Source organism: Pseudomonas sp. BJa5 (assembly GCF_030272875.2).
Classification (GTDB): domain Bacteria; phylum Pseudomonadota; class Gammaproteobacteria; order Pseudomonadales; family Pseudomonadaceae; genus Aquipseudomonas.
On record NZ_JALRNG020000003.1, the window covers coordinates 140,214 to 161,533 of the forward strand.

Consider the following 21,320-nt stretch of genomic DNA (forward strand, 5'->3'; position numbering starts at 1 on the left):
GGCAGGTCACGGTCGATTCCCCCGAATCCCTCCCCCTAAAGGCCTGGATCATGAGCAAGCAACCCTCCCTGAGCTACAAGGACGCCGGTGTAGACATCGACGCCGGTGAAGCATTGGTCGAACGCATCAAAGGCGTTGCCAAGCGCACGGCGCGCCCGGAAGTCATGGGCGGCCTGGGCGGTTTTGGCGCCCTCTGCGAAATCCCGGCCGGCTACAAGCAGCCGGTTCTGGTCTCCGGTACCGACGGCGTCGGCACCAAGCTGCGCCTGGCGCTGAACCTGAACAAGCATGACAGCATCGGCCAGGACCTGGTCGCCATGTGCGTCAACGACCTGGTGGTTTGCGGTGCCGAGCCGCTGTTCTTCCTCGACTACTACGCCACCGGCAAGCTCAACGTCGACGTCGCCGCCACCGTGGTCACCGGCATCGGCGCCGGCTGCGAACTGGCCGGCTGCTCCCTGGTCGGCGGTGAAACCGCTGAAATGCCTGGCATGTACGAAGGCGAAGACTACGACCTGGCCGGCTTCTGCGTCGGCGTGGTGGAAAAGGCCGAAATCATCGACGGCTCCAAGGTCGCTACCGGCGACGCGCTGATCGCCCTGCCGTCCTCCGGCCCGCACTCCAACGGCTACTCGCTGATCCGCAAGATCATCGAAGTCGCCGGTGCCGACATCGAGAGCATCCAGCTCGACGGCCAGCCGCTGACCGAACTGCTGATGGCGCCGACCCGCATCTACGTCAAGCCACTGCTCAAGCTGATCAAGGACACCGGCGCCGTCAAGGCCATGGCCCACATCACCGGTGGCGGCCTGCTCGACAACATCCCGCGCGTCCTGCCAAAAGGCGCCCAGGCCATCGTTGACGTCGCCAGCTGGGAGCGTCCAGCGGTGTTCAACTGGCTGCAGGAGCAAGGCAACGTCGACGAGCACGAAATGCACCGCGTCCTGAACTGCGGCGTCGGCATGGTCATCTGCGTGGCCCAGGACCAGGTCGAAGTCGCCCTGAAGAACCTGCGTGACTCCGGCGAGCAGCCATGGGTCATCGGCCAGATCGGCGTCGCCGCCGAAGGCGCTGCCCAGGTCGAGCTGAAAAACGTCAAGGCGCACTGATGCCGAGCGAGACCTGCGATGTAGTGGTGTTGCTGTCGGGTTCCGGCAGCAACCTGCAAGCCCTGATCGACAGCGCCCGTGCCGGGGATTCCCCGGTACGGATCCGCGCCGTGGTTTCCAACCGCGCCGATGCCTATGGCCTTGAGCGCGCCCGTGCCGCCGGCATCGACACCGCCGTGCTCGACCACAAGGCCTTCGACGGCCGCGAGGCCTTCGACGCGGCACTGGTCGAGCTGATCGACGGCTACCAGCCGCAGCTGGTGGTGCTGGCCGGTTTCATGCGCATCCTGAGTGCCGGCTTCGTCCGCCACTACCAGGGGCGCCTGCTGAACATCCACCCGTCCCTGCTACCCAAGTACAAGGGCCTGCACACCCATCAGCGGGCCCTCGAGGCCGGCGATGCGGAGCATGGCTGCAGCGTGCACTTCGTCACCGAGGAACTCGACGGCGGGCCGCTGGTCGTACAAGCAGTGATACCGGTGGAGCCGGACGACACACCAGAGCGTCTGGCACAACGGGTTCACGGCCAGGAACACCGGATTTACCCCCTGGCTGTGCGCTGGTTCGCCGAAGGACGTTTGCGCCTGGGCGAGCACGGTGCTCTACTGGATGACCAACCGCTGGCGGCCACAGGCCACTTGATTCGACCCTAGGAGATATTATGCGTCGCGCCCTGCTCTTCGCTCTCGCCGTGCTCGCACTGCCGCTCCAGGCAGCCGATCTGAAGCCGTTCTCGGCCAGCTACACCGCCGACTGGAAACAGCTGCCCATGAGCGGCACCGCCGAGCGCAGCCTGGAAAAGAAAGCCGACGGTACCTGGAGCCTCAACTTCAAGGCGTCGATGATGATCGCCAGCCTGACCGAGCAAAGCACCCTTAAACTGGACAAGGACACCCTGCTGCCACAGACCTACCACTTCGAACGTGGCGGCTTGGGCAAGGCCAAGAAGGTCGACCTGAATTTCGACTGGAACGGCAAGCTCATCACCGGTACCGACCGTGGCGACGCGATCAAGCTGCCGCTCAACCGTGGCGTGCTGGACAAGTCCACCTACCAGCTGGCCTTGCAGCATGACATCGCCGCCGGCAAGAAGAGCGTGAGCTACCAGGTGGTCGATGGCGACGAGATCGACACCTACGACTTCCGCGTGCTGGGCACCGAAAAGGTCACCACCAAGACCGGCCAGGTCGATGCCATCAAGGTCGAGCGCGTGCGCGACCCGAGCCAGAGCAAGCGCATCACCGAGCTGTGGTTCGCCAAGGACTGGGACTACCTGCTGGTCCAGCTGCGCCAGGTCGAGACCGACGGCAAGGAGTACGTGATCGTACTGCTGGACGGCACGGTCGACGGCAAGGCGGTCAAGGGCAACTGATCGCCCTGGCTGTTCGCAGTACCCGAAACCCCGCCTTGTGCGGGGTTTCTTTTTGGCCCATCGCAGGCTTCGCCAGCTCCCACAGAGATCGCCGTGGGAGCTGGCGAAGCCTGCGATGGGCCTTGTTCCATGAAACATCTTTCATGGCCCGAACATTTACTTAGTCAGCTAACAAATTCTATAAAAGAGACCTGCGACACGGTGCCGCAGTTAACTGAACCTGGAGTTTGCAGATGACTGTCAAAGTAACTGAGCGCGACGAAAGCAAGATGTCCCACGAAAGCCTGGCAGCCGGCCTGCGCATCTGGGATGTGCATCAGCAGGATGAGCTGGTGGGCATGTTCCACAACGAGCATGAGGCCCACAGCTACCGCATGGAACTGGAGTTCCTCGAATCCAGACAGCCAGCGCAATAACCCTCCGCCAGCCAAAACAAACCCCGCCGAAGCGGGGTTTGTCGTTTACCACATCAGATCGTCCGGGATCACGTAGGCGGCGTACGGATCATCGGCATCCGGCTCTTCCACCTGGGTGTTGAGCAGGATGATGCGCTTGGGATCGCGCTCCTGGATCTTCACTGCCGCTTCCCGCGGAATCACTTCGTAGCCGCCGCCATGGGCGACGATGGCCAGCGAGCCGCTGCTCAGCTTGCTGCGCATCAGGGCGTTGACCGACAGGCGCTTGACCTTCTTGTCATCGACGAAGTTGTAGTAGTCCTCGGTGTTCAGCTTGGGCAGGCGCGACACTTCGATCAACTGCTTGACCTGGGCGGCACGGGCCTTCTGCTCGGCCTTCTCCTGCTGCTGGCGGTTGAGCTCCTGGTCACGCGCGGCCTTTTCGGCCATGGCTTCACGGGCCAGGCGCTGCTGGCTGTCGTCGACTTCGACCTGGCCCTTGTGTTCCAGGCGCTTCTGTTTCTTCTGGTCTTTGTTGACCTGCTTGACCTGCTTCTGGTTGACCAGACCGGCTTTGAGCAATTGGTCGCGAAGGGAAAGGCTCATCGTTCACTCACTTATGTGCTTCAGCTCAGCCGCAGCTGGGCAGGTTCTTTTCCTGACGTTTGGCTTCGCCCCACAGTGCGTCCATGTCGTCCAGGGTGCAATCTTCGATCGGACGCCCCATGTCGCGCAATGCCTGTTCGATAAAACGGAAACGTCGTTCAAATTTCTGGTTGGCGCCGCGCAGGGCGTTTTCCGGGTCGACCTTCAGGTGCCGGGCCAGGTTGACCGTGGCGAACAACAGGTCGCCCACTTCATCGGCCAGCGCCACGCTGTCGTTGTCGGCCATGGCCTGGAGCACTTCGTCGAGCTCCTCGCGCACCTTGTCCAGCACCGGCAAGGCATCCGGCCAGTCGAAGCCGACCTGGGCCGTGCGCTTTTGCAACTTGGCGGCCCGGGACAGGGCCGGCAAGGCGGCGGGGACATCGTCGAGCAGGGACAGCTGCTCGGGGACGCCCTTCTCTGCCCGCTCCTGGGCCTTGATCTGCTCCCAGCGCTGCTTGACCTGGGCTTCGTCCAGCCGGGGGGTATCCAACGGCGCATACAGCTCGCCAGTGGGGAATACATGGGGGTGGCGACGAATCAGCTTGCTGGTGATGCTGTCGATCACCTGGGCAAACTCGAAGCGGCCTTCCTCGCGGGCCAGCTGGCAGTAATAGACCACCTGGAACAGCAGGTCGCCCAGCTCGCCCTGCAGGTGCTCGAAATCGCTGCGCTCGATGGCATCGGCGACTTCGTAGGCTTCTTCGAGGGTGTAGGGAATGATGGTCGCGTAGGTCTGCTTGAGGTCCCACGGACAGCCGTGCTGCGGGTCGCGCAGGCGGGCCATGAGGTGGAGCAGGTCGTCCAGTTTGTACATCTCGGGGTCTCGGTGGTGGCCTTATCGCGGGGCATGCCCGCTCCTACAGGTGTAGGAGCGGGCATGCCCCGCGATAGCGATCTTAAGGCGTACGGTTACGCCGCGTCTCGATGATGTTCGGCAACTGCGAGATCCGCCCCAGCAGGCGCCCGAGCGCATCCAGGCCGGGAATCTCGATGGTCAGCGACATCAAGGCGGTGTTGTCTTCCTTGTTCGAGCGGGTGTTGACCGCCAGTACGTTGATCCGCTCGTTGAGCAGGACCTGGGAGACGTCGCGCAGCAGCCCCGGACGGTCGTAGGCACGGATGATGATATCCACCGGGTAGGTCTGTACCGGCACCGGCCCCCAGCTGACCTGGATGATCCGCTCCGGCTCGCGCCCGGACAGTTGCAGCACCGAGGCGCAATCCTGGCGGTGGATGGTCACGCCGCGGCCCTGGGTGATGTAGCCGACGATCGCATCCCCCGGCAACGGCTGGCAGCAGCCGGCCATTTGCGTGAGCAGGTTGCCGACGCCCTGGATCTGGATGTCGCCACGCTTGCCCGGCTTGTAGCCGGTGGCCTTGCGCGGCACCAGCTCGACGTGGCCGCTGCGCTCCGGCTCGACCAGTTGCTGGGCCGCGTTGACCAGGTGCGCCAGGCGCAGGTCGCCGGCACCGAGCGAGGCGAACATGTCCTCGGCGGCCTTGAGGTTGGCTTTTTCGGCCAGGCGCTCGAAGTCCACTTGTGGCAGGCCCAGGCGATTGAGTTCGCGCTCGAGCAAGGTCTTGCCGGCGGCGACGTTCTGGTCGCGCGCCTGCAGCTTGAACCAGTGGACGATCTTGGCCCGCGCCCGCGAGGTGGTGACGTAGCCCAGGTTCGAGTTCAGCCAGTCACGGCTGGGGTTGCCGTGCTTGCTGGTGATGATCTCGACCTGCTCGCCGGTCTGCAGGCTGTAGTTGAGCGGCACGATCCGCCCGTTGATCTTCGCGCCCCGGCAGTTGTGGCCGATTTCGGTGTGCACGCGGTAGGCGAAGTCCAGTGGCGTGGCGCCCTTGGGCAGGTCGATGGCATGACCGTCGGGGGTGAAAACGTAGACCCGGTCCGGCTCGATATCGACCCGCAGCTGTTCGGCCAGGCCGCCGATATCGCCCAGTTCCTCGTGCCATTCCAGCACCTGGCGCAACCAGGAGATCTTCTCCTCGTAGTGGTTGGAGCTGGATTTGACGTCAGTGCCCTTGTAGCGCCAGTGCGCGCAGACGCCCAGTTCGGCTTCCTCGTGCATGGCGTGGGTGCGGATCTGCACTTCCAGCACCTTGCCCTCGGGGCCGATCACCGCGGTGTGCAGCGAGCGGTAGCCGTTTTCCTTGGGGTTGGCGATGTAGTCGTCGAATTCTTTCGGAATGTGCCGCCAGAGGGTATGGACGATACCCAGCGCGGTGTAGCAGTCGCGCATTTCCGGCACCAGCACGCGCACCGCACGCACGTCGTAGATCTGGCTGAACTCCAGGCCCTTGCGCTGCATTTTGCGCCAGATCGAGTAGATGTGCTTGGCCCGGCCGCTGATATCGGCCTTGACCCCGGTGGCCAGCAGCTCGTTCTGCAGCTGGTTCATCACGTCGCTGATGAAACGCTCGCGGTCCAGGCGCCGCTCGTGCAACAGCTTAGCGATCTGCTTGTACTGATCAGGTTCAAGGTAGCGGAACGACAGGTCTTCCAGTTCCCACTTGATATGACCGATACCCAGGCGGTGGGCCAGGGGCGCGTAGATGTCGAAGACCTCGCGGGCGACCCGGTGGCGCTTCTCGTCATCGGCGCCCTTGACCGCACGGATGGCGCAGGTGCGTTCGGCCAGCTTGATCAGCGCCACGCGCACATCGTCGACCATGGCCACGAGCATCTTGCGCAGGTTCTCGACCTGCGCCTGGGAACCCAGCACCAGCGACTGGCGCGGGCTGAGGCTGGCGCTGATGGCGGCCATGCGCAGCACGCCGTCGATCAGCTTGGATACCACCGGGCCAAAGCGCTGGCCGACTTCGGCCAGGGTCACCTTGCCCTCGCGTACCGCCCGGTAGATCACCGCGGCCACCAGCGAGTCCTGGTCGAGCTTGAGGTCGGCGAGGATTTCGGCGATTTCCAGGCCGGCCTGGAAACTCGAGGTACCATCGGCCCAGGAATGCTTGGCCGGGTTACCCTTCTTCTCGACTTCCTGGGCGAACTCACACGCCCCCTTGAGGGCCGCGCGGTCCAGCGCCAGGTCGACGCTCACCACATGATCCAGCCATGCTTCGAGATTGATACTGCCGTCGGTGTTGACCGGCTGGTGCACTCTCACCTGTACCATCTTTGTTTACCTTTCCCTACAGCGCATTCACGATGCGCCTGAAATCACTGGTGCTGCCCCTGCCGGACCCAAGGTGCAGCGCCGAACGCGCCAGCCCCGCTAGCCCGCTTCGAATAACGCCATGGCTTCGACATGCGCCGTCTGAGGAAACATGTCGAGAATCCCGGCACATTTTAACCGGTAACCCTGCCGGACCAGCTCAACTGTGTCACGGGCCAGGGTTGCCGGGTTGCACGATACGTATACAAGACGTTTCGCACCCAGGTCTGCGATTTTTCGTACCACCTCGTAAGCACCGTCTCGCGGTGGGTCCAAGAGTACCGCAGAAAAGCCTCCAGCGGCCCAGCCGGAGGTGGACAAAGGCTGCGATAAATCGGCCTGAAAAAACCGAGCGTTATGCACATTATTACTGCGTGCATTAGCCTCGGCCCGATCGACCATGGCCTGCACGCCTTCTACCGCAACCACCTCTCGCGCCTGCCGGGCCAGCGGCAGGGCGAAGTTGCCCAGGCCGCAGAACAGGTCCAGCACGCGCTCGTCGGCTTGCGGCGCCAGCCAGGCCAACGCCTGCTCGATCATCGCCGTGTTGACCTGGGCGTTGACCTGGACGAAATCACCCGGCCGGTAGGCCAGTTCCAGGTTCCAGGGCGCCAGGCTGAAGCCCAGGCTCTGACTTGCATCGAGCGGATAAGGTTCACCCTCTCCCTGCAACCATAGCTGCACACCCGCCTCGGCGCAGAACGCCTGCAGGCGCGAGAGGTCCGCCTCAACCAGCGCAGCGGTATGGCGCACCAGCATGGCCAGCGCCGTGCCGCTGAACAGCTCGACATGACCGACCACCTGCGGCTTGCCCAGGCTCTGCAGGAGCATTGGCAGATGACGCATGATCGACTGCAAGGGTTGTACCAGCACCGGGCACTCGTCGATGGCGACGATGTCCTGGCTGGCTTCGGCGCGAAAACCCACTTCGAGTTTCTTTGCCTTGGCATCCCAGCGCACGGCCACCCGCGCACGGCGCCGGTAGCCGAACTCCGGACCGCTCAGGGGTTCGGCCCACTGCTCGGGCACCACGCCTGCGACCCGCTGCAGTTGCTCGGCCAGCAGGCGCTGCTTGAGCGCCAACTGATCGGCATGGGGCAAGTGCTGCAGGTTGCAGCCACCACAACGGTCGAAATGCTTGCACGGCGCCTGGCGGCGATCCGCGCTTGCGCTGAAGACCCGCTCCAGGCGCGCCTCGACCACCTTGCCGTGGGCGTTGAGCACCCGGGCTTCGACCTCTTCCTCGGCCAGCGCACCGCTGACGAACCAGGTGCGCCCCTCGAAAAAGGCAATGCCGCGGCCATCACCGGCCAGACGCTCGATGCGCAGGCGCTGCTTCTTGCCGGTAGGAATCTGAGGCGTGCGGCTGCCGCCAGTCGGCTGGAAGCGCAGGCCGGTGTTACGTTTACTTTTGGACATCAGTTCGCCGCGTCGAAAATACCGGTCGACAGGTAACGGTCGCCACGGTCACAAATGATCGCCACTATCACGGCGTTTTCCACCTCGCGGGACAGGCGCAACATCGCCGCCACTGCACCACCGGAGGACACGCCACAGAAAATGCCCTCTTCCCGGGCCAGCCGGCGGGTGGTTTCCTCGGCTTCGCTCTGGGTCATGTCGACCACGCGATCGACACGCTCGGCCTGGTAGATCCGCGGCAGGTACTCTTCGGGCCAGCGACGGATACCCGGGATCGCCGAACCTTCCATCGGCTGCAAGCCGATGATCTGAATCGCCGGGTTCTGCTCCTTGAGGTAGCGCGAGCAGCCCATGATGGTGCCGGTGGTGCCCATGGAGCTGACGAAATGGGTGATGGTGCCCTGGGTCTGGCGCCAGATCTCAGGACCGGTGCCCTCGTAGTGCGCCACTGGGTTGTCGACATTGCCGAACTGGTCGAGCACCAGGCCACGGCCTTCGGCTTGCAGGCGGTCGGCCAGGTCACGGGCGCCTTCCATGCCTTCTTCCTTGCTGACCAGGATCAGCTCGGCGCCATAGGCAGTCATCGCCGCCTTGCGTTCGGCACTGGAGTTGTCGGGCATGATCAGGATCATCTTGTAACCCTTGATCGCCGCCGCCATCGCCAGGGCGATCCCGGTGTTGCCCGAGGTCGCCTCGATCAGCGTGTCGCCCGGCTTGATCTGCCCGCGCAGCTCGGCACGGGTGATCATCGACAGCGCCGGCCGGTCCTTGACCGAACCTGCCGGGTTGTTGCCTTCGAGCTTGAGCAGGAGGGTGTTGCTGGTCTGGCCGGCAATGCGCTGCAAGCGGACCAGAGGCGTGTTGCCGACGCAATCGGCGATGGTTGGGTACTGCAAGGTCATGGCGTAGTTCGCAATCCAGACTGCGGGGGCGACTATCATACCGGCAAACGGGATTTGCCCATATCACGCAATGTGTTGGCTATATAGCTGCAAGCTATAAGCCACAAGCGGCTAGCTGCGTTCTTGCAGCTTATGGCTTGCAGCTTGCGGCTCAGTTGCCACCGGCAACTGAATATACAGTCGCAAGCCCTGCCCGGTGTTCTGCGCCCACAGTTTGCCGCCCTGACGGGCAATGGCGTTGCGCGCGATGCTCAGCCCCAGGCCAAAGCCGCCGTCGCCGGGGCGCGAGCCGTCGAGCCGGGTGAACGGGGCGAAGATCCGCTCAAGCTCCGTTTCAGCCACCCCACCGCCCTGGTCTTCGAGCCAGAGCAGCCAGTTTTTGCCATGCCGATGTCCGTCCAGGCGAATAACCCCGGTGGCCGGGGAATGGCGGATGGCATTGCGCAGGATGTTCTCCAGGGCCTGGGCCACGCTGTTGAGGTTGCCCTTCACCCAGCACGAAGCATCCAGGGCGCAGTGCAGCTGCGCAGGCGGCCAGGTGCTTTCGAAACAGGCATCCTCGGCGAGCATGTCCCACAGCGCCTGGACCTGGATCGGCTCCTGGCTCGGTGGCGCCCGCTCGGTATCGAGCCAGGCCAGTTGCAGGGCATCTTCCACCAGCCGCTGCATGCAGTCGATTTCGCGCCCCAGGCGCTCGCGCAATTGCCCGGCATCCGCCTCGCCCTCGCAGGCCACGCGCAGACGGCTCAAGGGCGTGCGCAATTCATGGGACAGGTCGCGCAGCAATTGTTGTTGCAAGCGCACGGTGCCCTGCAGCCGCTCGGCCATGTCGTCGAAGGCCCGGCCCAGTTCGCCCAGCTCGTCCTGGCGGCTGGTGGTGCTACTGGGCACCCGTGCCGACAGCCGGTCGGCACGCCAGGCATTGGCCTGCTCGCGCAGCTGGATCAACGGCACGATCAGCATGCGGTACAACCCCACGCACAACAGCAAGGTGAACAGCCCCGGAATGACGCCGTTGGTCAGCACCTGCCAGAACAGCCGGTACTGCCCGGGCAACAGGCGTTGCGGCAACTCGATCACCAGCAGGCCGAGGTCCGGCTGCTCGACGAAGGGCACGCGCATCCAGGGCAGGCCTGTCACCCGGCGGCTGACAGGCCAGTCGACGCCCCGCAAGAAGGTCATCTTGCGGCTCTGCTCCGGGGTCAGCGGCGTGCTGCTCAATGATTGCAGATCAGGCCCGACCACACTGATCCAGGTGCTTTCCCGGTCGGCCATGTCGGCCAGCCAGGCATCGACCCCGCTCTTCCCGCCCTGCAGCCAGGCCTGCTCGGCCTCGGCCGCATAGCCGCTGAGCAGGATCCTGGCCTCATCGGACAGGTAGGCGTTCTGCGTCTCCATGTGCCGGCCCCAGGTCCAGCTCAGGCCGATCATCAACAGGCAGAAACCCACCAGCAGGATCGCCAGCTTCCAGAACAGGGAATGGCGGTTGGGCACCTCAGCTTACCTCGGCGGCACTGAGCACATAGCCTTTGCCCCAGACCGTGCGCACTTCTCGCTCCTGGTAGCCGATGGCCTTGAGCTTGCGGCGGATCTGGCTGACATGCATGTCCAGGCTGCGGTCATGGCGGGCATAGCCGCGCTGCAGAACCTGCGGATAAAGGAAGGGCTTGCTCAGCACTTCCTCATCGCTACGGTGGAGGATGTCGAGCAGGCGGTATTCGCTCAGGGTCAGACCGGCCCACTGCTCCCCCCAGCAGACATCACAGGCTTGCTCGTCAAACTGCAGCTCGCCGGCTTGAACGCCAGAGACCTGTTGATGACGACGCTCCAGCGCCACCCGTCGCAGGATCGCTTCGATACGCACCTTGAGCTCGGCCAGACTGAAGGGCTTGGGCAGGTAATCGTCGGCGCCACGCTGGAAGCCGCTGATACGATCGGCTTCGGCGCCCAGGGCCGACATCATGATCACCGGCGTCGAACTGCTCTCGCGCAGCCTTGCCAGCACCTCAAGGCCATTGAGGCCCGGCAGCAGGATATCCATCAACACCACATCGAAGTGTGCCTGGCGCGCAATGTCCAGGCCGTCGCGCCCGTTCTTGCACCAGGTGACCTTGAAGCCGTCACGTTGCAGCTCCTCATGCAGGTAAGCCCCCAGGACCGGGTCGTCCTCGATGGCGAGAATGTTGGATTCACTGATAGCTACAGGATTCATTGGCATGTGCTAGTAATTCTCAATTACTCGATTATTGAGGAATTACCCCGTCCAGGCAACCCGCAACGGCTCTCTCATCACGTCGCCGAGGATTCCACTGACGGCAAAAGTAGCGACAAATGAGTGCATTGCGCAGGAAGGCGCGGTACTTTTCCGACTTGGTCTGTCAGCACGCGCTGACGGAGGCTTACAGCACTTGCCGGGCACAGGAGCGTTGTGTGCTGAATCGTTTGGGAATCCGCAGCCGCGTATTGCTGCTTGCCTTGCTACCTGCCGGGTTGATGGCTGTGGTACTGGGCTGTTATTTCACCTGGCTGCAGCAAAGCGAGCTGCAAGCCCAATTGCTGCAGCGCGGCAAGATGATTGCCGAACAGTTGGCACCGCTGGTGGCACCGGGCCTGGCGCGTCATGACCCGGCGCAACTGGAGCGCATCGCCGCCCAGACCCTGGATCAGCCGGATGTCCGCGCCGTGGCCTTCCTCGGCCCAAGCCGCAACAGCCTGGCCCATGCCGGCCCGAGCATGCTCAACCAGGCACCGGCGGGCGGCGGCACCGAGTTGCTGCAACGCACCGGCAACGACGCCACCCGCTACCTGCTGCCGGTGTTCGGTCATCACCGCGACCTGGCCGGCGAGCAGATCCCGAGTGAAGCCGATCGCCTGCTCGGCTGGGTCGAGATCGAGCTGTCCCACAATGGCACCCTGTTGCGCGGATACCGCAGCCTGTTCACCAGCCTGCTGCTGATTTTCTTCGGCCTGCTGGCCACGGCGATGTTGGCCCTGCGCATGAGCCGCACGATCAATGACCCGATCAGCCAGATCAAGCACGCCGTGACTCAGCTCAAGGACGGCAACCTGGAGCAGCGCCTGCCGATGATGGGCAGCTACGAGCTCGACGAACTGGCCGGCGGCATCAACCGCATGGCCGAGACCCTGCACAACGCCCACGAAGAGTTGCAGCACAGCATCGACCAGGCCACCGAAGACGTGCGCCAGAACCTGGAAACCATCGAGATCCAGAACATCGAGCTGGACATGGCGCGCAAGGAAGCCCTGGAGGCCAGCCGGATCAAGTCCGAATTCCTCGCCAACATGAGCCACGAGATCCGCACGCCGCTCAATGGCATCCTCGGTTTCACCCATTTGTTGCAAAAAAGCGAACTGACCCCGCGCCAGCTCGACTACCTGGGCACCATCGAAAAATCCGCCGGCAGCCTGCTGGGGATCATCAACGAGATTCTCGACTTCTCCAAGATCGAGGCCGGCAAGCTGGTGCTCGACAGCATTCCGTTCAACCTGCGCGACCTGATCCAGGACACCCTGACCATCCTCGCCCCCGCCGCCCATGCCAAGCAGCTGGAGCTGGTCAGCCTGGTGTACCGCGACACGCCGCTGTCACTGGTGGGTGACCCGCTGCGCCTGAAGCAGATCCTCACTAACCTGGTGAGCAATGCCATCAAGTTCACCCGCGAAGGCACCATCGTCGCCCGGGCCATGCTCGAAGAAGAACACGACGACAGCGTGCAACTACGCATCAGCATCCAGGACACCGGTATCGGCCTGTCCAGCCAGGATGTGCGGGCCCTGTTCCAGGCCTTCAGCCAGGCCGACAACTCGCTGTCGCGCCAGCCGGGTGGCACGGGCCTCGGGCTGGTGATTTCCAAGCGCCTGATCGAGCAGATGGGCGGCGAAATCGGTGTCGACAGCACGCCGGGCGAAGGTTCGCAGTTCTGGGTCAGCCTGCGCCTGCCCAAGGCCCGTGACGACGCCGAAGACCTGCCGCTGCAATCGTTGGTGGAGCGCCGGGTCGCCATCGTCGACGGCCACGAACTGGCCCGCCAGGCCCTGGAGCACCAACTGGAAGACTGTGGCCTGCAGGTCAACGCCTTCCACTCGATCGATTCCCTGCTCAACGCCGTGGCGGCGGCGCGGATGGCTGGCGAGCCGTTCACCCTGGCCGTACTGGGGGTCAACCTCAATAGTGTGTCGCCGGAGCGCCTGGGCCAGTACATTTCCCAACTGGAGCGCCTGGACTGCCAGGCCCTGGTGCTGTGCCCGACCACCGAGCAGGCGCTGTACCACCCCTACCTGCCCAACGCCCACAGCCAGCTGCAGGCCAAACCCGCCTGTACACGCAAGTTGCGCCGGGCCCTGCTGGAGCTGGTGCAGCCGCGCCGCAGTGCCAGCGAGGCCAAGGTCAGCTGCAACCAGCCGCTGCCCAAGGTGCTGTGCGTCGACGACAACCCGGCCAACCTGCTGCTGGTGCAGACCCTGCTGGAAGACCTGGGCGCCGAAGTGCTGGCGGTCGACAGTGGCTACGCCGCGGTCCAGGCGGTACAGGACGAGCGCTTCGACCTGGTGCTGATGGACGTGCAGATGCCGGGCATGGACGGGCGCGAATGCACCGAGCAGATCCGCCGCTGGGAAAGCAGCCAGAGCGGCGCGCCGCTGCCCATCGTCGCCCTCACCGCCCACGCCATGGCCAACGAAAAGCGTGCCCTGCTGCACAGCGGCATGGACGATTACCTGACCAAGCCGATCAGCGAACGCCAACTGGCCCAGGTCGTGCTCAAGTGGACCGGCCTGAACCTGGGCGCACCACGTAGCGAACGGGTGCAGGAACGTCCCGCAGACAGCGGCGAGCTCAAGGTTCTCGACCCGGAAGAAGGCCTGCGCCTGGCCGCCGGCAAGCCGGACCTGGCGGCCGACATGCTGGCCATGCTGCTGGCTTCACTGGAGGCCGATCGCGAGGCCATTCGCCTGGCCCGCGAAGCGGCGGATCGCAACGGCATGATCGAGCGGGTCCATCGCCTCAACGGCGCCTCCCGTTACTGCGGCGTGCCGCAGTTGCGCGCGGCCTGCCAGCGTAGCGAAACCTTGCTCAAGCAGAACGACCCCGACGCCCCGCGCGCCCTCGACGAGCTGGACCGGGCCATCACCCGGCTCGCGGCCCAGGCGCGCCTGAGTGCCTGACCTGGGGCAAGGCGATGCCCTTGCCCCAGGCCTATGCTGTGCGGCCAACGACCCAGGAAGATCCCATGCGCATACTGTTTTTCAGCAGCCAGACCTACGATCAGGACAGCTTTACCCGCGTACCGCCGGCGCCGGGGCTGGAGCTGCACTTCCAGGCCGCGCGGCTGAGCGAAGATACCGCGGCCCTGGCCGTCGGCCACGAGGTGGTGTGCGCCTTCATCAATGACGACCTCGGCGCCCCGGTGCTCGAACGCCTGGCCGCCGGCGGCACGCGCCTGATCGCCCTGCGCTCGGCCGGCTATAACCATGTCGACCTGGCCACGGCAAAGCGCCTGGGCCTGGCGGTGGTGCGGGTGCCGGCCTATTCGCCGCACGCCGTGGCCGAACATGCCGTGGCGCTGATCCTGGCCCTCAACCGCCGCCTGCACCGCGCCTACAACCGCACCCGCGAGGGCGACTTCACCCTGCATGGCCTGACCGGCTTCGACCTGCACGGCAAGACCGTCGGCGTGGTCGGCACCGGCCAGATCGGCGCGACCTTTGCCCGTATCATGGCCGGCTTCGGCTGCCAGTTGCTGGCCTACGACCCCTACCCCAATCCCGAGCTGCTGGCCCTGGGCGCCCGCTACCTGGAACTGCCGCAGCTGTTGCGCCAGGCCCAGATCATCAGCCTGCACTGCCCGCTCACTGAACAGACCCGCCACCTGATCAATGCGCAAAGCCTGGCCGACCTGCAACCCGGCGCGATGCTGATCAACACCGGACGCGGCGCCCTGGTCGACACCCCGGCCTTGATCGAGGCCTTGAAGAATGGCCAGCTCGGCTACCTGGGCCTGGATGTCTATGAAGAAGAAGCCCAGCTGTTCTTCGAGGACCGCTCCGACCTGCCCTTGCAGGACGACGTGCTAGCCCGGCTGCTGACCTTCCCCAATGTGATCGTCACCGCCCACCAGGCCTTTCTGACCAAAGAAGCGCTGGCGGCCATCGCCGCGACGACCCTGGACAACATTACCCGCTGGGCGGCAGGCAATCCGCAAAACTTGGTCGAGGGTTGATGCTAGGATACGCGGCAGATTTGGAGGACCCATGGTCGAACACGATTTCCGCTACAACCTGTTTAACCCACAACACACCCTGATCGAATGCCGCGCCCTGGTGCCGGGTCGCTACCAAGTGACCGGCAATGGCGGTTCGATCAAGAAGAACGACGTCCTGCTGGTGACCCTCAAGGGCAGCAAGGATTTGTCCATGCGCCTGACCGTGGAAACCGTGCGCCACCTGATCAACCCGACCGGCCAATGGGTCGCGGTGGCCAGTGGGCCGGTGTTCGGTGAACTGGCGATCCATCAGTGGCAAGTCAACTGCGACAGCTGCCAGGCCAGCCTGGACTTTGAATTCGCAGTGGATGCCAAGCTGGGCAAGAAGGCCCAGCAACCTGCCGCCAGCGCGCGCATCGCGGAACTTGGCTGGGTGAGCCGTGGCGACAAGCACGTGTGCCCGAAATGCAAGGAGACGGCCCAGTGAGAACGCCGTTGCTCTGCACCCTGGTCGGCACCACCCTGCTCGGCTGTGCTGCCGAGCCGATGAAGCTGGAGCAGGAACGCAGCTACCTGCTGGAGTGGATCGGCGAGCGTCCACTGATGGACTACAGCCATCTGACCCTGACCCTGGCGAGCGACGGCCGTGCCTATGGCAATGCGGGTTGCAACCACTGGTTCGCGCCTTATCAGCTCGAGGGCGACAAACTCACCTTCGGCAAGGTCGGCAGCACCCGCAAACTGTGCGCGCCAGCGCTGATGGAGCAGGAAAAACGCTTCCTCCAGGCCCTGGAAACCGTCCAGCGCTGGGATATCTCGCCGATCGAGCAAGTGCGCTTCTGGCCGGCCGAAGGCAAGCCGCTGCGCTTCTGGCCGGAAGAAGGCTGAAGCCATCGCGGGGCAAGCCCGCTCCCACAGCGATACCCTGTGGGAGCGGGCTTGCCCCGCGATGAAAGCGCCGCCGATCAAGCGCCTTTATGCGCCTTGATCCTCTCGTTCAACCCTTCAAGGGTCTGCTCCCCCATCAACTGCTCACGCACCTTGCCCTTGTCGTCGATGATGTAGGTCACCGGCAGGGCCTCGCTGCGCGGCAGCTCGAAGCGCTCGGCCGGGTCGCTGGCCAGTACGGTGAAGCCGATACCCAGGGCCTCGCTGGCCTTTTTCAGCTCCTCACCCTGCAGGCCGTCGAAGTTCACCCCGACCACCTTAACGCCCTGGGCCTGCCATTGCTTGGCCGCGGCATTGAGCTCCGGGATTTCGGTACGGCACGGGCCACACCACTCGGCCCAGTAATTGAGCACCAGCCAGTGCCCGTCGATCTGCTCGGCCTTTACCGTCTGGCCATTCTGGTCCAGACCATAATCCGCACCGCAACCGCCGAGCAACAGGCTCGCGGTGATGGCCAGTGCTGCTGCCAAACGCCTTGTCATGGGTCAATCCTTCTCGAAGTTTCAAGCAAAATGCGATGTCGCTGCGGTTAGAATAGCCGCCACCCCCTGCTGGATGCGACCCGAACATGACCGACCTTACGCTTTATCACAATCCACGCTGCTCCAAATCCCGTGGTGCCCTGGAGTTGCTCGAAGCCCGTGGCCTGGCCCCGACCGTGGTCCGTTACCTGGAAACCCCGCCCAGCGCCGCGGAACTTGCGGCCCTGCTCGGCAAGCTGGGCATCAGTGCCCGCCAGTTGCTGCGCAGCGGCGAGGATGAGTACAAGGACCTGAACCTGGCCGATCCATCCCTGAGCGAAGCCCAGCTGATCGACGCCATGGTCAAGCACCCGAAACTGATCGAACGGCCGATCCTGATCGCCGGCGACAAGGCCGTGGTCGGCCGGCCACCGGAGAAGGTGCTGGAGATCCTGCCGTGAGCACGCCGTACATCCTGGTCCTGTACTACAGCCGCCACGGTTCGACCAGCGAGATGGCCCGGCAGATTGCCCGCGGCGTCGAGATGGCCGGCCTTGAGGCACGGATCCGCACGGTGCCGGCGATTTCCACCGAATGTGAAGCCGTGGCCCCGGACATTCCGGAAACCGGCGCCCTCTACGCCACCCTGGACGACCTGCGCCACTGCTCGGGCCTGGCCCTGGGCAGCCCGACCCGCTTCGGCAACATGGCCGCGCCGCTCAAGTACTTCATCGACGGCACCAGCAGCCTGTGGCTCAGCGGTGGCCTGGTCGGCAAGCCGGCGGCGGCCTTCACCTCCACCGCCAGCCTGCACGGCGGCCAGGAGTCGACCCTGCTGTCGATGCTGCTGCCGTTGATGCACCACGGCATGCTGATCATGGGCTTGCCCTACAGCGAAAATGCGCTGCTGGAGACCCGTGGCGGCGGTACGCCCTATGGCGCCAGTCATCACGCCGGGGCCGACGGCAAGCGTGACCTGGACGCCGATGAAATCACCCTGTGCCGCGCCCTTGGCCAACGCCTGGCCAGCACCGCCAAACTGCTGGAGAACGGCCGTGGCTAAAAAGCCCAAGGTGCTGCCTGCGATCGAGTGGCTGGTGCCGCGCCTGCGCCTGGCTCGAGCCTTGAGCCTGGCCAGCTTCTTCGGCCTGATCGCCCTGTTGACCCTCAACAACCTGCTGTTCGCCGACCTGCATGGCGCACGCACCGGGGTGATCCTGGCGGTCGAGCTGGTGCCGCTGGCCCTGCTGCTGCCCGGCATGCTGCTGGGCAACGCCCGCGCCCACGCCTGGACCTGCTTCGTGGTCAACCTGTACTTCATCAAGGGCGTACTGGCCGCGTTCGACCCGTCACGGGCGCTGTTCGGCTGGCTGGAGGTGGCGATCAGCCTGGCGCTGTTCGTCAGTGCCCTGCTGTATGTGCGCTGGAAGTTCCAGTATGAGCGGCGGTTGGCGGGGGAAGGCTCGAACTGAGCGGTGCCGTCATCGCAGGCTGCGCCAGCTCCCACAGGTACCGCATGTGGGAGCTGGCGCAGCCTGCGATAGCGGTGCCAGCGGTCTCAATGATTGACGGTGTGCGCCAGCATCACCGACAGCTGGCACAGCGGCCGGCCGCTCTCGGCGTGCCACTGGTTGAACGCTGCCTGCACCAACGCAAGATCTCGCTGACTGGTGGGCGGCTTGTCGATGATGTCCTGGGCGATCAAGGCCGCAGTCATGTCGTCGGTGGGGATGAAGGTATCCTTGCCGACCATGCGCAGGAAACGCGGCGCCGACAGCCCACCCAGCTGGTTGCCATGCTTGGCCAGGTACTTCCATAGCCCGATGATGTCGGTCACCGGCCAGTCGGCGATCAGGGCGCCGAAACTGCCCTTCTCTTTCTCGACGTCGAGGATCATCTGCGCATTGCGCGGCACGCTCTTGAGCTTGCCCAGGTGACGGATGATGCGCGGATCCTGCATCAGCCGCTCCAGGTGCTCGGCGCCCATCAGCACCACCTTGTGCGGATCGAAGCCGAAGAACACCTGCTCGAAGGCCGGCCACTTGGCATCCACCAGGCTGTGCTTGAGGCCGGCGCGAAACACCCGCAGGGCCAGGGTCGAGAGGTAGCGGTCGGCACTGATGGCACGCAACTGCTCCGGGCTTTTGGCCTGGGGCAGGTGCGCTTCCAGCGCGGCAGCGGAACCGAAGCGGTTCAGGCAGTACTCATGCAGCCATTGGTAGTCGCGCATGCCGGTCAGATGTTCAGCACGTCGAGGAAGCGTGGCGTGGCGTTCTCGTCGATCTTCAGGTTGGCGAAGTCGAACAGGTTGCGGTCAGCCAGCTGCGACGGCACGACGTTCTGCAGGCCGCGGAAGATGTTCTCGGTGCGGCCCGGGGTCTTGCGCTCCCACTCCACCAGCATCTCCTTGACCACCTGGCGCTGCAGGTTTTCCTGGGAGCCACAGAGGTTGCACGGGATGATCGGGAATTCCTTCATGTCCGAATAGGCCTGGATATCCTTCTCGCTGCAGTAGGCCAGCGGGCGGATCACCACGTTACGACCGTCGTCGGCGCGCAGCTTGGGCGGCATGGCCTTGAGGGTGCCGTTGAAGAACATGTTGAGGAAGAAGGTCTCGACGATGTCGTCGCGGTGGTGACCCAGGGCCATCTTGGTCGCGCCGATCTCGTCGGCGAAGGTGTACAGGGTGCCACGGCGCAGGCGCGAGCACAGCGAGCAGGTGGTCTTGCCCTCCGGGATCAGCTCCTTGACCACCGAGTAGGTGTCTTTCTCGACGATGTGGTACTCGACGCCCAGGGTCTCGAGATAGGCCGGCAGCACGTGCTCGGGGAAGCCCGGCTGTTTCTGGTCCATGTTCACCGCGACGATCTCGAACTTGATCGGCGCCACTTTCTGCAGGTGCAGCAGAACATCGAGCATGGTGTAGCTGTCTTTGCCGCCGGACAGGCAGACCATGACCTTGTCACCGTCTTCGATCATGTTGAAGTCGGTGATGGCTTCGCCGGCGAGGCGACGCAGGCGTTTTTGCAGTTTGTTCTGGTTGACCGAAAGGGTGCCCATAGCGCTTGGAATCCGCGAGGTGTGACAAAAGCCGCACATTTTACGCACAAACCGTCGGCAGGCGTAGACCAATCCGATAAAGACTGCAAGGTGATTAGCCGCCACGCTGACAGCGCGATTTGCTCTAAAAAGCCGTCTTTGAGCGGCTAACTCCTTCCTATACTGCGACATAAGGCCACTGTAAAGAAAGTGACCCCGATCCTCCGGCCCGTACCACTTGGGGTCGCAAGCGCTCCGCTGGGGGGCGATGGCAACAACGATAGGAGTGACTGGCATGATCCATCACGTTGTTGGGCTATTTACGCATCCTGATCAGGAATGGAAAGAAATACGTGGCGAGGAAGAAAGCATCAGCCACATGTACCTGACCCACACCCTGATACTGGCGGCTATCCCGGCGGTATCGGCGTTCATCGGTACAACCCAGGTCGGCTGGGTCATCGGCGATCGCGCTCCGGTCATGCTGACCCAGGAAAGCGCGCTATGGATGACCATCATGTCCTACCTGGCCATGCTCGCTGGCGTAGCGGTCATGGGCGCGTTCATTCACTGGATGGCGCGTACCTACGACGCCAATCCGAGCCTGGCCCGCTGCATCGCGTTTGCCACCTACACCGCAACGCCGCTGTTCATCGGCGGCCTGGCGGCGCTGTACCCACACCTGTGGCTGGGAATGATCGTCGGCACGGCAGCCGTGTGCTACACGGTGTATCTGCTCTATGTCGGCCTGCCGACCTTCATGAACATACCTTCGGACGAAGGCTTCCTGTTCTCGAGTTCGGTACTGGCGGTCGGCCTGGTGGTGCTGGTAGCCATCATGGCCTTCACCGTGATCATCTGGGGACTGGGCGTGGGACCGGTCTATACCAACTAGAAAACGACTAGAAAACTATAAGAAAACAAAACAACATAACAACATAGGTGCTGTAACCATCAGGCCGCCGCAAGGCGGCCTGATGCTGTGTGCTGACCGGTGGCTCGGCAGCGTAGCGGTGCTTGCGGCATAATTGCCGCCCAGGAGTGTTCCCCGATATGCCCGAGCTGCTCAAATCCCGCGTCGAAACCTGTTACCTGCAAGCCGAAGCCTTTTTCAAACGCCCCTTCCCGCGCCCCGAGGTCAGCTTCAAGCTACGTGGGCAAAAGGCCGGCGTCGCCCACTTGCATGAGAATCTGCTGCGCTTCAACCTGCAGCTGTACCGCGAAAATAGCGAAGACTTCCTCAAACAGACCGTGGCCCATGAAGTGGCCCACCTGGTGGCGCATCAACTGTTCGGCGACCGCATCCAGCCCCATGGCGAGGAATGGCAGCTGATCATGCGCGGCGTCTATGAACTGCCGCCCCATCGTTGCCACAACTATGAGGTCAAGCGTCGTACGGTGACCCGCTACATCTACCGCTGCCCCTGCGCCGGCAGCGACTTCCCCTTCTCGGCCCAACGCCACAGCCTGGTGCGCCAGGGGCGGCGGTACCTGTGCAGGCGGTGTCGGCATACCCTGGTGTACAGCGGGGAGACACGAGTTGAATAACCGCCGTGTGGAGCTGTGCCCCTGTGGGAGCTGCCGATAGGCTGCGATCGGGCGCGAAGCGGCCGTAAAACCAGGCCGCCTC

The 21,320-nt window shown here is 64.0% G+C and carries 23 protein-coding genes; 13 read left to right on the forward strand and 10 right to left on the reverse strand.

Going from position 1 to position 21,320, the window contains the following annotated elements; genetic code table 11:
- Positions 1 to 50: 50 nt before the first annotated feature.
- The 4 genes from purM (at position 51) to M2D63_RS02900 (ending at position 2,897) form a co-directional block, all read left to right on the forward strand.
- On the forward strand, positions 51 to 1,109 hold the full coding sequence (purM, locus tag M2D63_RS02885) for a phosphoribosylformylglycinamidine cyclo-ligase (protein ID WP_285861275.1): 1,059 nt from the start codon (positions 51 to 53) through the stop codon (positions 1,107 to 1,109).
- A complete protein-coding gene (purN, locus tag M2D63_RS02890; protein WP_285861276.1) occupies positions 1,109 to 1,762 on the forward strand; it encodes a phosphoribosylglycinamide formyltransferase in 654 nt (217 codons plus the stop codon). The genes purM and purN overlap by 1 nt, the downstream gene beginning before the upstream one ends.
- An 8-nt stretch (positions 1,763 to 1,770) precedes the next feature.
- Positions 1,771 to 2,481 carry a DUF3108 domain-containing protein gene (locus M2D63_RS02895; RefSeq protein WP_285861277.1) on the forward strand — a complete coding sequence of 237 codons (711 nt, stop codon included), beginning with the start codon at positions 1,771 to 1,773 and terminating at the stop codon, positions 2,479 to 2,481.
- A 233-nt stretch (positions 2,482 to 2,714) separates the two neighbouring features.
- Positions 2,715 to 2,897, forward strand: a complete 183-nt coding sequence (locus tag M2D63_RS02900; RefSeq protein ID WP_285861278.1) for a hypothetical protein — start codon at positions 2,715 to 2,717, stop codon at positions 2,895 to 2,897.
- 45 nt (positions 2,898 to 2,942) lie between these two features.
- Here the strand turns inward: M2D63_RS02900 and M2D63_RS02905 are convergent, their stop codons facing one another.
- The 7 genes from M2D63_RS02905 to M2D63_RS02935 form a co-directional block, all read right to left on the reverse strand.
- Positions 2,943 to 3,482, reverse strand: a complete 540-nt coding sequence (locus tag M2D63_RS02905; protein WP_285861279.1) for a DUF2058 domain-containing protein — start codon at positions 3,480 to 3,482, stop codon at positions 2,943 to 2,945.
- 25 nt (positions 3,483 to 3,507) lie between these two features.
- Positions 3,508 to 4,338: a nucleoside triphosphate pyrophosphohydrolase gene (mazG, locus tag M2D63_RS02910; RefSeq protein WP_285861280.1), complete on the reverse strand. Its 831-nt coding sequence runs from the start codon at positions 4,336 to 4,338 to the stop codon at positions 3,508 to 3,510.
- Positions 4,339 to 4,420: 82 nt separating this feature from the next.
- A complete protein-coding gene (relA, locus tag M2D63_RS02915) occupies positions 4,421 to 6,661 on the reverse strand; it encodes a GTP diphosphokinase (protein ID WP_285861281.1) in 2,241 nt (746 codons plus the stop codon).
- A 99-nt stretch (positions 6,662 to 6,760) separates the two neighbouring features.
- Positions 6,761 to 8,119: a 23S rRNA (uracil(1939)-C(5))-methyltransferase RlmD gene (gene rlmD, locus M2D63_RS02920; protein WP_285861282.1), complete on the reverse strand. Its 1,359-nt coding sequence runs from the start codon at positions 8,117 to 8,119 to the stop codon at positions 6,761 to 6,763.
- Positions 8,119 to 9,021: a cysteine synthase CysM gene (gene cysM, locus M2D63_RS02925; protein WP_285861283.1), complete on the reverse strand. Its 903-nt coding sequence runs from the start codon at positions 9,019 to 9,021 to the stop codon at positions 8,119 to 8,121. Before cysM ends, rlmD begins: the two co-directional genes overlap by 1 nt.
- 111 nt (positions 9,022 to 9,132) lie before the next feature.
- Positions 9,133 to 10,515 carry a sensor histidine kinase gene (locus M2D63_RS02930; RefSeq protein WP_285861284.1) on the reverse strand — a complete coding sequence of 461 codons (1,383 nt, stop codon included), beginning with the start codon at positions 10,513 to 10,515 and terminating at the stop codon, positions 9,133 to 9,135.
- Between the two features lies 1 nt (position 10,516).
- Positions 10,517 to 11,233 carry a response regulator transcription factor gene (locus M2D63_RS02935; RefSeq protein WP_285861285.1) on the reverse strand — a complete coding sequence of 239 codons (717 nt, stop codon included), beginning with the start codon at positions 11,231 to 11,233 and terminating at the stop codon, positions 10,517 to 10,519.
- A gap of 218 nt (positions 11,234 to 11,451) precedes the next feature.
- Between M2D63_RS02935 and M2D63_RS02940 the strand changes: the two genes are divergently transcribed.
- From M2D63_RS02940 to M2D63_RS02955, 4 genes are all read left to right on the forward strand, one after another.
- Positions 11,452 to 14,205: a response regulator gene (locus M2D63_RS02940; RefSeq protein ID WP_285861286.1), complete on the forward strand. Its 2,754-nt coding sequence runs from the start codon at positions 11,452 to 11,454 to the stop codon at positions 14,203 to 14,205.
- A gap of 65 nt (positions 14,206 to 14,270) precedes the next feature.
- A complete protein-coding gene (locus tag M2D63_RS02945) occupies positions 14,271 to 15,260 on the forward strand; it encodes a 2-hydroxyacid dehydrogenase (protein ID WP_285861287.1) in 990 nt (329 codons plus the stop codon).
- Positions 15,261 to 15,291: 31 nt separating this feature from the next.
- On the forward strand, positions 15,292 to 15,729 hold the full coding sequence (locus tag M2D63_RS02950) for a hypothetical protein (RefSeq protein WP_285861288.1): 438 nt from the start codon (positions 15,292 to 15,294) through the stop codon (positions 15,727 to 15,729).
- The gene (locus tag M2D63_RS02955; RefSeq protein WP_285861289.1) at positions 15,708 to 16,130 is read left to right on the forward strand and encodes an META domain-containing protein; all 423 of its coding nucleotides are present in this window, start codon (positions 15,708 to 15,710) and stop codon (positions 16,128 to 16,130) included. The genes M2D63_RS02950 and M2D63_RS02955 overlap by 22 nt, the downstream gene beginning before the upstream one ends.
- 77 nt (positions 16,131 to 16,207) lie before the next feature.
- Here the strand turns inward: M2D63_RS02955 and M2D63_RS02960 are convergent, their stop codons facing one another.
- Positions 16,208 to 16,672 carry a TlpA disulfide reductase family protein gene (locus M2D63_RS02960; RefSeq protein ID WP_285861290.1) on the reverse strand — a complete coding sequence of 155 codons (465 nt, stop codon included), beginning with the start codon at positions 16,670 to 16,672 and terminating at the stop codon, positions 16,208 to 16,210.
- Between the two features lie 86 nt (positions 16,673 to 16,758).
- Between M2D63_RS02960 and arsC the strand changes: the two genes are divergently transcribed.
- Genes arsC through M2D63_RS02975 form a run of 3 tightly spaced genes read left to right on the forward strand, consistent with a single transcriptional unit; the run spans position 16,759 to position 18,123 of the window.
- Positions 16,759 to 17,112: an arsenate reductase (glutaredoxin) gene (arsC, locus tag M2D63_RS02965; protein WP_285861291.1), complete on the forward strand. Its 354-nt coding sequence runs from the start codon at positions 16,759 to 16,761 to the stop codon at positions 17,110 to 17,112.
- Entirely contained in the window at positions 17,109 to 17,714 is a 606-nt protein-coding gene (gene wrbA, locus M2D63_RS02970) for an NAD(P)H:quinone oxidoreductase (protein ID WP_285861292.1), read from the forward strand. Before arsC ends, wrbA begins: the two co-directional genes overlap by 4 nt.
- Positions 17,707 to 18,123 (forward strand): DUF2069 domain-containing protein, encoded by a 417-nt coding sequence (locus tag M2D63_RS02975; RefSeq protein ID WP_285861293.1) that lies wholly within the window; start codon positions 17,707 to 17,709, stop codon positions 18,121 to 18,123. Before wrbA ends, M2D63_RS02975 begins: the two co-directional genes overlap by 8 nt.
- 86 nt (positions 18,124 to 18,209) lie before the next feature.
- Here the strand turns inward: M2D63_RS02975 and M2D63_RS02980 are convergent, their stop codons facing one another.
- Positions 18,210 to 18,881: a DNA-3-methyladenine glycosylase I gene (locus tag M2D63_RS02980; protein WP_285861294.1), complete on the reverse strand. Its 672-nt coding sequence runs from the start codon at positions 18,879 to 18,881 to the stop codon at positions 18,210 to 18,212.
- A 5-nt stretch (positions 18,882 to 18,886) separates the two neighbouring features.
- Positions 18,887 to 19,711, reverse strand: a complete 825-nt coding sequence (ttcA, locus tag M2D63_RS02985) for a tRNA 2-thiocytidine(32) synthetase TtcA (protein ID WP_285861295.1) — start codon at positions 19,709 to 19,711, stop codon at positions 18,887 to 18,889.
- A gap of 274 nt (positions 19,712 to 19,985) precedes the next feature.
- On the opposite strand from ttcA, the gene M2D63_RS02990 reads away from it, so the two are divergent.
- The gene (locus M2D63_RS02990) at positions 19,986 to 20,585 is read left to right on the forward strand and encodes a Yip1 family protein (protein WP_285861296.1); all 600 of its coding nucleotides are present in this window, start codon (positions 19,986 to 19,988) and stop codon (positions 20,583 to 20,585) included.
- Between the two features lie 158 nt (positions 20,586 to 20,743).
- Entirely contained in the window at positions 20,744 to 21,238 is a 495-nt protein-coding gene (locus tag M2D63_RS02995) for a SprT family zinc-dependent metalloprotease (RefSeq protein ID WP_285861297.1), read from the forward strand.
- Positions 21,239 to 21,320 lie beyond the last annotated feature (82 nt).